At 47.1% G+C, this 11,771-nt stretch carries 6 protein-coding genes; 2 read left to right on the top strand and 4 right to left on the bottom strand.

Going from position 1 to position 11,771, the window contains the following annotated elements; genetic code table 11:
- The first annotated feature begins 951 nt into the window (after positions 1–951).
- Positions 952–1,281 (top strand): hypothetical protein, encoded by a 330-nt coding sequence (locus DXT99_RS26380; RefSeq protein ID WP_115568598.1) that lies wholly within the window; start codon positions 952–954, stop codon positions 1,279–1,281.
- A 135-nt stretch (positions 1,282–1,416) separates the two neighbouring features.
- Here the strand turns inward: DXT99_RS26380 and DXT99_RS26375 are convergent, their stop codons facing one another.
- A complete protein-coding gene (locus tag DXT99_RS26375) occupies positions 1,417–1,596 on the bottom strand; it encodes a hypothetical protein (RefSeq protein WP_115568597.1) in 180 nt (59 codons plus the stop codon).
- Between the two features lie 372 nt (positions 1,597–1,968).
- Here DXT99_RS26375 and DXT99_RS26370 point away from each other — a divergent pair, with 372 nt between their 5' ends.
- On the top strand, positions 1,969–2,601 hold the full coding sequence (locus DXT99_RS26370; RefSeq protein WP_115568596.1) for a 4'-phosphopantetheinyl transferase family protein: 633 nt from the start codon (positions 1,969–1,971) through the stop codon (positions 2,599–2,601).
- An 81-nt stretch (positions 2,602–2,682) separates the two neighbouring features.
- On the opposite strand, the gene DXT99_RS26365 is transcribed toward DXT99_RS26370, so the two are convergent.
- The 3 genes from DXT99_RS26365 to DXT99_RS26355 form a co-directional block, all read right to left on the bottom strand.
- Positions 2,683–4,002 (bottom strand): MFS transporter, encoded by a 1,320-nt coding sequence (locus DXT99_RS26365; RefSeq protein ID WP_115568595.1) that lies wholly within the window; start codon positions 4,000–4,002, stop codon positions 2,683–2,685.
- 425 nt (positions 4,003–4,427) lie between these two features.
- A complete protein-coding gene (locus tag DXT99_RS26360) occupies positions 4,428–5,165 on the bottom strand; it encodes a thioesterase II family protein (protein WP_181885287.1) in 738 nt (245 codons plus the stop codon).
- A 257-nt stretch (positions 5,166–5,422) separates the two neighbouring features.
- The coding region (locus tag DXT99_RS26355; protein WP_147294326.1) for an amino acid adenylation domain-containing protein at positions 5,423–11,771 on the bottom strand (6,349 nt) is incomplete at its 5' end.

The following is an 11,771-nucleotide window of genomic DNA, read 5'->3' as shown; positions in this document are numbered from 1 at the left end:
GGCAGTACAACTGCCGGTGTTTCTCTCTTGTTTCCCGCAAGGCCTATCACCTTGTTTCTGGAAGCGGATGCAAAGGTAAGAACTTTTTCTCAATCCGCAATGGAAAAGAAGATTTATTTCCCTGCCTCTTTTTCTCTTTCAGCCTCCCGGCCTCCTTCCGAAACGGGTTGCAAAGGTACGAAACTCTTTCCTTTTCGCAATACCCGGAGGGAAGTTATTTCTTTCTTTTCCCCGGCCTTCTTTAGTTCGTGGAGCCTGTGTTAGCAACCCTCTCACTGACCGCCTCCTTCCGAAACGGGATGCAAAGGTAAGAAGATTTTCTGGCTTTGCAAGCAGTGAGGAGAAGTTTTTTTTCTCTGCGCCTTCACTTCCACTCTCTCTTTCCCGTCCCTGCCGAACGGGGATGCAAAAGTAGCAATCTTCCTCCTATCCGCAAGAACCGCATGTAAGAAAACCTGCTGCCCCTTGCCTGATTCCACGCAAGTAACTGGTACTGCGCGGGAAAGAATTTCGGAAAACTTTGCTGTTTTTTTGCTGCGGCCTGCCCGAGGCCTCTCTGATTCGCGCAAGGAGGCAAGACTGGTGCCCTTTCCTATGGCTTGCCCCGCTCTCTTTTACTGTTCCCGGCCCCCTTTCAGCGCCGGTTGCTGGGGATTAACATGCACAAAGCAGCCTGAAGTTCCAAAGGGGAAATAAATTTTTATAGCCTTTTTGCTTTTGCTACCTGCGTCTCAGGCACTGGGATATAACAGTATAGAATGCGCTGGGAGTTCCGCCAGATTCATAGAACCTACAGAGCCTTTTACTTTCCGCTCACCTTAAATATCAAGAATTCTCGGTTATGATAGAAGATGAATGAAGTTCTATACAAAACTTTGGAGCAGTATTTCGTTTTACAAATGTGACCTTGTGCCGTTTTCATCGTTTAAGCCAGTATAAAAAAATAGGATTATGGAAAACAAGACAGAAAGAGACTTCGCCATATTCAATCAAATATGTACGGCAAACGACCTGGACCCGCAGGTAATAAAAGATGAAGCGGATAAAGACACTGCAGACTCGCTTATCCGGACAGCATTCTGGCATCGTGCTAACGCTTTGGTTGCGGATTTAAACATTGATGGAAGCTTAACAGAAGGGAAAGAATATAATGCAGACGGTGATCCTGCGGCGCCAAGCTTTACCATCAACGAACAATATATCCGTGAAAAGTATGGTGCAGATAAGGCCGGTAAAATTATTGAGGCGCTCAAAGGAGTACAACTTCCAATCCAGGCTTGATAGCAACTTGGTAATTGAAGGCAGCTTTTCCCCTATACACACACAGGTGCCTTGCAAAATGTGCTTTGCCACTATAACACCGGTCTGGAATAATTTTAGGCCGCTGTTATAGTGGCAAACTCGTTTTATAAGTAGCTATTGTTCTTTCTTTTTTTTTATAGCTCCATATAGTATTGGGCTAAAGAAGCTCAGGTTCTCCAGAACACAGGTCATGCTGTAAAATTTCTGTGGGTCTATTTCTGAATTTTCAGCCATGGCTAGCAATATGGCATCCAGTGTCTCCTTGAACTTGCCATCAAATTCTTCTTTTGTCATTCTCTTCTATTGTAATTCGAATCTAAAGAAACTAACCTTCTTGTTGAGAAAATAATTTCACTTCTTATATTATGACGGCTATGTTTGGTTTATCTTACCTGTAACACTCCTACGGATAATGTTCGGAAAAACCTCTTGGCGCTAGCTGCGGTATTAAGGGTTATCAAGCTGTTATGCCGGAAATTTACCATGCACTGCTAAATGCCCCTTTTGCTCAAATAAAGGAATAGGTTGAGAAAACTATGTTGAGTCAGGCACAAGTCTACTTTGTATTTATATATAGCATGAAAGCATCTAAAATAAATGCATTAATCACATCGAACCCAAAGCCTAGACTGTGTTATTAAACCGATACTTCCACCTTCACTATCTATGATTCACGTCTTTTACTATAAAAGCACTGCGCTGCATCCTCGGTATGATTTCTATCTGCACCAGCTGCCACTGCGTTATCAGGAGCAGATTCTAAGATTTCGTGACAGGAGAGATGCTGAAAGAAGTTTATTTGGGAAACTCCTTCTGCTAAAAGGGCTCCATTTCCTGGGATTGAGTGAATACAAACTAACAGAGCTTAGATACACTAACTTCCAAAGGCCTTATTTTAATGAGTCGTTAGATTTTAACATCGCCCATTCAGGGGATTACATCGTTTGTGCCATCAGCAAAACAGTTAAAGTAGGAATTGATGTCGAAAAAATACGACCAACCATACTGCATGATTTCAGAACACAGTTTACAACAGACGAATGGTCAGAAATAACCACTTCAGATGATACTTTGAAAGCATTTTACACACTCTGGACGCAAAAAGAAGCGACTATAAAAGCGTTTGGAGAAGGTTTGAGTATACCCCTAAAGAAAATTCAAATTGCGAATGGGAAGGCCATCTGGGACGATAAAATACTATACTTGTTTCCCTTGAGGTTAAATCAAACACATCTATCCTACCTGGCCACTTATAAAGAAAATCCGCAAATTGAGATGCATCATACCATATTCGAGTAAGTCACTGAGGAAGGCTGACCATCGTCAATTGCAACCCTGCAGAAATACTCAAATGGAACAACATGCTGCATAATTGTTTTGCTACAACTCACCGGCCACCAATACTCCCTCCTTGCTTTTGGGAGCATCTTCAGATTCCAGTCCTTCCACAGGATCTGTAGCGATAAACTTGAGAAAGCTTTTATTGAAGAGAATGATAATTGTGAGCAGTCCTAACAAAAGCCCACAAACAAGAAGCATAATCCGGGCATTCTGGTCCAGAAGGTCCAGAACAATTCCTGAAGCAGCCAGAGAGAGCGGTGTGATAGCTCCTGTTAAGGTCATCAGACTTCCCATCACCCTCCCCCTCATTGTAGATTTGATGCTCAGCTGTAACTGCGTAAGAATGTTGATACTGATAAATCCATTAAATAAGCCAAGGAGGCAGAAGCAGACTAACACTATCCCAAGTACTTTTATAGCGCTTAAAACGATGACGAGTATCGTGCTAACTATAAAGGATACAACTATACTGTTTTTACGGGTGGAGCCATTCAGCCTTAGTACACCCACCAGTAAATAGCCTATAATCGAACCAAAACCGAATATACCGGCTATATAGCCGTACCAGTCGGTTTTGAGTTGCAGCACGTCTTCTACATAAAATGGAAGTATGACATAAATTGGTGACAGAAAAAAGTTGAGCAAAGCAGAAACATAAAACGTGGATTTCAAACCCTTGTGATTCATAATATGCTTCACCCCTGCTATGATATCTTTTTTGAAGCCTGATACTGTTTTTTTTGTTTCCTTGTCTTTATCTGCCCTTACAAGGGGAATTTTTATAAAACATTCTGAAATTCCTGAGAAGATAAATGAAAGTCCATTAAACAGAAATAACAGAGGAGCACCTAATACTCTGAACAATACACCACCCAGGCCTAACCCGGCCAAAGAGGACAATTGTATCAGCATCTGCAAAGATGAATTGCCAGCTGCAACTTTTTGGGGAGGAACAATATCAGGAAGAGCAGCAATGACGGCTGGGTTGAAGAAGGCTTTAACGGCTGAGACCACCATGGATGCGATGACCACACTAATAAATAATAAGTTATCTGCCTCAGGGAAAAAGAAAAATAAAACAGCCAGCGCAACCATAAAAACACCACTAGTCAGGTCGCATGCCACTATGATATTTTTCCTTGAATAATGATCGGCAAAAGCTCCTCCTATCGCGCTAAACAAAACCTGTGGTAGCAGGGAGAGCATTAGTACTATTCCAACCAATGTTCCGGAATCAGTCTGGTGCTTTGTCCAGAATAAAACGGCAATGGCGAAAGCCTGTGATCCTAACTGACTCACAAACTGCCCCTGCCATAGCAAAAAGAAGTTTTTATTAAATAATTTGCTTTCGTTACTCATCCTTTAGTGTAATAGGTGTTTTAGTGTTAAAGGAAGACCCTTTTCTGATAATGTAAGTATGCGACACATCGGGCACAAAAGACCAGGGCAGCAGAGAAAGAGAGTAAAATTGTCTGTTCTCCTCTGCCGGCAAATGTATTCCTTATACTTTCATGTGTTCCTTCTTACCTGATAAAAGCGCTGTATAGCCATACATTCTTAACACCAGTGCCTTTGGTTGGACATAGAATCAGATTAGCTTCTATTGGTAGAAATAATGAAAACATTATTCTGCTGCCATTTCTGGCTTAGATGCACCTTATTCACGCCCTTCTCTTAGAAGAGAATTGCCACAGTTATGATCAAGTTTGGATTGTAGTATACTATTTTATCATGTAGTCAAATTTGTTATTGTATTTTCTGGCTGTGCTAAAACAACGAGGCTGCTAACATGCAGCATTGTATTTGTGCATGCTGGTTGCTACAGCATAGGCATTATCTATGTGCCTGATAAGATGGTCTGGGTTCTTGAATATGAAAAAGTGATCTCCGGGTAAAACCTGTACATCAAGTTTATACTCCGTTTCATTTTGCCATTCCATTAAATCCTCCTGCAAAATATCCTCTTCGCTTCCTACCCGGACAAAGACAGGCACAGGTAATGGCTGTTCCAGCGCCTGGTATTTGTATCCTTCCACTGTCTTAAAATCAGCACGAAGTACAGGCTCAAAAAAGTCCCTCAGTTCCTCATTTTCCATCACTTCATCTGGCATGCCTCCAAGTTTCTTTACTTCCTGCCAAAAGGCATTCTTTTCATAGGCAGATATCCTTTTACACTTAATCAGGCTGGGGGCTTCATGGCCTGTCAGAAACAAACATATAGGAGCCTTCAGCCCCGATTTTATGATTTTCTTTGCTAACTCATACCCAAGCAAAGTGCCCATGCTGTGCCCATAAATCATGTATTCAACATCATGTACCCGATTCTGTATTTCTTTGAAAATGTAATCTGTAGTCGCCTTTATATCGGTTAGTAGCCCCTCCTGCATGCGTGCTCCTCTTCCGGGGAGTTCAATGGTCTCCCAGTCAAAATGAGAAGGCACTTTATTTTCCAACGCTCTGTACGAATACTTGCTACCTCCTGCAAAGGGAATAGCAAATATTTTAACTTTCTTCTGCTTCATAATTGTAATCCTTAAATTTGATTTAGTTCGTTTTCTCAATTTCATAGTGTTGGTCAGCTTCCAAAATCCAAGCTGCCCAAATCGTTCTTACTTAGTGCTCCTATATAATATTTTACACATCATTTAGGATTAAGGTAATTCATACGGTAAACATCCAATCCCCGTCTATTATCCCTGCATTAAATTATCAGCAAAGGCACAAGTCCTTCGCTGATAATTATTCCTCATACTGGACAAGCAAGCTTCTGCCTCCGGAATTAATCCCTCGTGAGCAACCCTTCATCAGCCAAACGGGTAACTTTTCGTAATTCCTCCACCAGTTTCACGGCATTTGCTCCCTCCATCATACTATAATGGTTGCCAGGAGAAGTAATAATATGCACCATCTTCGCATAGTCTGCCCAGCCCAGGCTAAGGTCATAACCATCCCAGTTACTTTCCTGTGCTTTTGCCAGAATCAACTTTTTGCTTATTTTTTCTTCTGGCTGGTAGGCTATCTGCAGGTTTACAAACAGCACATGGAATATTCTCTCCATAAAATCGATGTTGTCAAACGTCACTCCTTTGCTGTGCATCATTTGTTTGACGTAAGCACTCAGATCTTTGAAAGATGTAAGCGGCAGTTCTCTATTCACCTGGTTTTTCCAGTCTTCTGTGAGATCCGCTACTTCAAAAACCTTTTCGAACAGCTGCTCAACCAGGTGCGCAATTTGCTTCCGCTTCTCTGCCTCAGCCATATTATTAGAAGGTGTTCCATCTAAGATGGTAGCTGTTTTTACTGCTTCTCCCATCTTCCCCAGCTGCCGAACCATTTCGTACACCACCATGCCTCCAAAAGAATGCCCTATCAGGTTATAAGGCCCTTCTGGCTGTACAGTCTTCATCCATTCTATATTCTTAGCCGCTATTTCTGCCATGCTTGTCAAGGGTTCTTCCCCTTCCAGTATACCCTGCATCCGAATACCATACACCGGTTGGTCCTCACCTAAAGCTTCAGCCAATTCATTATAGGTATCGCTGATGCCGTATATTCCCGGCACAATAAAGACAGGTTTGCCACCTCCTCCAGAATGAAGCAAAAGCAGGTGCTCTTGCTCTTTTTGAGAGTCAACTTCTACTTTCTCCTCAAGAACATTTGCCAGTTGTGCAATGGTCGGATTTTTAAACAGGTGCACAATTTGCAGGTCTTTTACTCCGAACGCATGCTTGATTTTAGTTGATAACCGGATAGCCAGCAGAGAATCACCGCCTAGTTCGAAGAAGTTATCCTCCACGCCCACACGCTCCAGCTTTAATAGCTCCTGCCAAATCGTAACAAGCTTTTCCTCGGTCTGACTACGCGGAGCAATGTATTCGCTGGTCAGCAACCCGCCTGCTTCCACTTCCGGTAAGGCTTTCTTGTCCACCTTTCCACTTGTAGTTAAAGGAATATCCGCAAGTTCCACTACCATAGAAGGAACCATATACTCCGGCAGTCTTTCCTTTAGCTGGCGCATGATGCGTTCTCTGTCAAACTTATCCTCCGCCACTACATAACCTATCAGCCGCTTGTTACCCGACACGTCTGTCTTCACAATGACCACGGCCTGCCTTACACCCTCGCACTGGCCCAGTACACTTTCCACTTCGCCCGGCTCTATGCGATAGCCCCGGATTTTCACCTGGTCATCGATTCGTCCGAGGTACTCCAGGTTTCCATCTGGCAACCATCGTGCAAGGTCACCTGTTTTATAAAGTTTGGCTCCTTCCTCGCTGCTGAATGGATCCGTGATAAATTTCTCTTGTGTCAGCTCCGGCCTGTTCAGGTAACCTCTTGCCACCTGAACACCGCCCACACACAGCTCCCCAGGCACACCGACAGGCAACACCTTACCCGCTTTATCCATTACGTACGTTTGCACGTTTTGAAGCGGTTTACCAATCGTAACTGTGCCATCTTCCAGAACCGGATCAGCTGACAAGCTCACACAGACGGTGTTTTCTGTAGGGCCGTAGGCATTTACCAGTCGAATACCTTTTGACTGGATCAGCCGGGCTAGCTCAATGTTCAGTGCTTCACCCGCCGATACTATTGTTTTGAGCGTTGAGAGCTCATCCTTAATCACATGCTGATAAGATGGTGGTAGCGTGACAACAGCAACGTTGCTTTCTTTGATAAGTCTGCTTAATGACTCTACCGATAAAACATCTTTTTTGGTAGGAATCACGAGGCATCCCCCGCTCATGAGCGTGTTAAAGATCTCGTAGCAGGATGCGTCGAAACCAATAGAGGCAAACTGCAGGCTTCGGTCGCTTGCTTCCAACTGAAGCGCTTCTGCCTGGCTCAAGGCTAAGTTAACCACCCCTTTGTGCTCTACCAGTACGCCTTTTGGCCTGCCCGTAGAGCCTGAGGTGTAAATTACATAGGCAAGGTTTGATGGGTGCAACTTCACATCAGGCTTTTCAGGCGACTCTTTTGCAATTTTGAACCATTCCCTGTCAAGCAGCACCTGCTTCGTGGCTCTTTTCCTTTTGAGTACACGTGAACAAGCTACGTTGGTCAGCATAAGCTCAGCCTTTGTATCCTCCAGCATAAAGCCAATTCTCTCCTGCGGATAACTTGGGTCAATCGGCACATAAGCGCCTCCTGCTTTCAGGATACCCCACAGCCCCACCAGCATCTCCAATGAGCGGTCTATACAGATAGGTACAAGCGTTTCCGGCCCCACTCCTTTCTTCTGAAGGTAGTTTGCCAATTGATTCGATCGCCTGTTCAGCTCAGCATAAGTCAGTTCCCTGCCTTCGAATATTGCTGCCACGGCATCAGGTGCTTTACTTACCTGCTCCTCCAGCATATCCACCAGTGTTTTGTCCTTTGGATAGGCCACAGCTGTGTTGTTGAACTCTACCACCAACTGCTGCTTCTCGTCTGCTGTCACCAGTTCCAGTTGAGAGAGACTTATGTCCGGCTGGCGGATGATCTGCTGCAGGACTTTTGCGAAGTGCCCCTTCATCCGTTTCACAGTTGCCTCACTTATCAGCGCAGCATTATAGCCAAACTCCACAGAAAGCTGCCTGCCTGCCTGCACCATAAGAGACAGCGGATAATTTGTGTGCTCTTCCATCTGCAGGTCTTCTATCTGTAGTGCCCATTCCTGGTCGAAAACCTCTCCCATCGGATAGTTCTCAAACACCATCAGCGTGTCAAACAGGTCGCCCTTCACACCCAGCCAGTTCTGAATAGACGGCAGCGGCGTGTAGGCATGTTCCCGGGCCCTACTGTGTCCCTCCTGAAGGCCAGCCAGCCACTCACTTACCTGTAGTTCAGCGTTTACTGTGGAGTGCAGCGGCAGGGTATTGATGTAAAGACCAACCCGCGTCTCCGACCCGGCCAGTTCAGTAGGGCGTCCGGCCACTGTCACGCCGTACACCGGATTCTGCTGCCCAGTATAGCAGGAGAGCAGGTAAGCCCATACGCCCTGCATCATCGTGTTCACAGTCAGGCGGTTCTTCTGAGCAAAATCCTGCAGTTCGGTATATAAGCTGTCCGCCAGAATCAGTTCCTCTTTACGATACTCTTCTCCACCCTTCGTACGGTCCTGCTTGCTATCCACGAACGGAAGCAGCGTTGCCTCCTCTACATCAGAAAGGTACTCTCGCCAGAAATTGCCGGCTTCTACTGAATCCCTCTTTTGCAGGTACTGGATAAATTCCTCGTAACGGTCCTCTTCTATTACAGCAGGCTCATCTCCCGCACTCAGAGCTTCATAGGTACTAAGCAGTTCCTGCATCAGTATCGGCATAGACCAGCCATCTACCAGCAGGTGGTGGTGTGTCCACACCAACTGGTAAGCCTCATCCGTTAGCCTTATCAGCGTCAGTCGCAGGAGCGGTGCCTGGCTAAAGTCAAAGCCTTTTTTGCTGTCCGCTTCTTTGAAACTGCTTACCTGGGCCTGCTGCTCCTCTTCGGATAAATCCCTGAAATCAAGCACCTCGAACGGTAACGCTACCTCGTAGTGCACACACTGCACCGGCACGCTCATATCCTGGTGGAAAGAGCTTCTTAATATACTGTGTTTCTGCAGCAGGTACTCCCAGCTTCTCCTGAATGGTGCTATCTCCAATCCCTTAATCCTGCAGCTCATCTGCTCCACATAGGCCGGGGATTCTTTGTCATACAGGCCATGGAACAGCAAGCCTTCCTGTAATGGACTTAAGCTGTACAGGCTGCTGATTTGCTCCTGCATAGACTTGCCATCCTGCATTTTCTGCAGAAATCTTTCCAGCTCCTGGTAAGTAACCTTGCCGCCAAGACCGTAGTCTGATGGTGTATGCTGCGGTACCTCTTTCTCCTGGCAATGAGCAATCAGCTCGCTCAGCACCTCCAGGTACTGCGTTGCCAGTGCCTCTATAGTTTCCTGCTTATAGTGCTTCGTTGAATAGCCCCACGATAGGCTAAGCTGGCCACCGGAAATGCTGCCGTTCACACTAAGTTTGCTGCCTGCCAGGTTGGCCGGGCTAACCGGGCTTCCGGATGACTCTCCTGCTCCGGCAAACCAGCGACTGCTATTCAGGGAATTGTCCAGCTGCCCCAGGTAATTGAATACCAGCTCAGCGCTCTCTCCCGTCATACTTTCCCGCACTGTCTTATTAGGGTGCAGGTAGCGCAGCGCACCGTAGCCAAGCCCTTTGTCAGGCACCTGCCGTAGCTGTTCCTTCACTGATTGGATTAATCCAGCGTCAGAGTTTTCCCCTTCAAGAGAAAGTAGAACAGGATAGAAATTTGTGAACCAGCCCACGGTACGGCTGATATCCATTTCTGCAGAAATATCCTCCCTGCCGTGTCCCTCCAGGCCGATCACTACCTGATGCTGCTGGCTCCAGTCTCCTAGTGTTCGGGCAAGAGCAGCCAGCAACAAGTCATTCATCTGCGTGTGGTATGCCTGATGGGCTTCCGTTAATAATGAATGCGTAAGGGAAGTACTTAAAGATACATGATAATTCTGCTGGTCCCCTATTAGAACCGGCGCATCATTTGCGTAATCTGCAGGGAGCTTAAATCCTGCTTTCGCTACTTTTTGCCAGTAGTCCTGCTGCCGGATCGCTTTTGTTTCCGCATAATGCTGCAGCGCCCCCTGCCACTGACGGTAAGAACTACCTTTCGCGCCCAGATCTACATTATTTCCCTGGCTGATAGCCATCAGTACTTGCTCCAGGTCCTCCAGCAATATCCTCCACGACACCCCGTCTACTGCCAGGTGGTGTATCACCAATAGCAGGCGATTGCCTTCGTCCGCTGCAGGTGTCTGCAGCAGCACGGCCCGCATCAGTTCACCCTTCTCAATGTTGAGGCGCTGCTGGTATCCGGCACTCACTGTCTCTATTTTGGTCGACAGCTCATGCTGCGAAACAGCTGTAAGGTCTTCAGTAATCAACTCTCCTACCTGCGTAGTATACTCCTGTTCCCAGACTCCATCGGTATAATGGTAGGCAAACCGAAGCGCATCATGACGCGCCACAATGGCTTTCACTGCCTTTTCCAGCGTCTCTACCGAAAGCTCTTTATTTACACGCAGCAATAGCGCCTGATTAAAGTGGTGCGGCTCCTGAAGTTCCTGCTCAAAGAACCACTGCTGTATCGGAAGTAAACCTGCTTCGCCTGTTAACTCTCCCTGTTCTGCCTGTATCTCTACCTCCGGTTGCACGACTTCAGCCAGTGAGGCAATGGTCTGATGCTCGAACACATCCCGCGGCTGGAAAGAGAAGCCTGCCCTTCTGGCCCGGCTCACCAGCTGTATGGTAACAATGGAGTCTCCGCCGAGCTCGAAGAAGTTGTCCTCCACGCCCACTCTTTCCACCTGCAGCAATTCCTGCCATATCTTCGCCAGCTTCTCCTCCGTCTCTGTGCGAGGGGCCACATAGCTGCTGGTCAGCGCCTCACTTGCGTCCACCTCCGGCAGCGCCTTCTTGTTTACTTTGCCGTTGGCTGTGAGCGGAATCTCCTCCAGCTCCACCAGCAGGGACGGCACCATGTACTCCGGAAGCTTTGCTTTCATCTGGCTCATGATGGCCTCCCTATCGAACTCCTCTGCAACTGCATACCCGATGAGGCGCTTGCTGCCATTGGCATCTGCCTTGGCAATAACCACCGCCTGCTCTACGCCCTGGCACTGGCTGAGCACGCTCTCCACCTCGCCCAGTTCAATGCGGTAGCCGCGTATCTTCACCTGGTCGTCTATCCTGCCCAGGTACTCCAGGTTACCGTCAGAGAGCCACCTTACCAGGTCTCCTGTTTTGTACATCCTGGCGCCTGCCTCCTTGCTGAAGGGGTCTTTGACGAACCTCTCCTGCGTCAGTTCTTCTCTGTTGAGGTAGCCCCTTGCCACCTGCACGCCCCCGATGCACAGCTCCCCGGCCACGCCCTGCGGCACCAGCCTGCCGGACCTGTCCAGCACGTAGGCGCTGGTGTTGCTGATGGGCTTGCCGATGGGCGGAAGCCCCTGCTGCTGGGCGGCAGGCAGTGTGTAGGAGGTGGCCACCACCGTGTTCTCCGTTGGGCCGTAGTTGTTGACCAGCCTGTAAGAGAGGAGGGAAGTGTCGATGGAGCGCAGCTGGTCCCCTCCCGTC

It is taken from the genome of Pontibacter diazotrophicus, from assembly GCF_003367245.1.
In the GTDB taxonomy this organism is placed as follows: Bacteria; Bacteroidota; Bacteroidia; order Cytophagales; family Hymenobacteraceae; genus Pontibacter; species Pontibacter diazotrophicus.
Note: the sequence above shows the minus strand (reverse complement) of the source record. Positions and strands in the feature narration are given on the sequence as shown.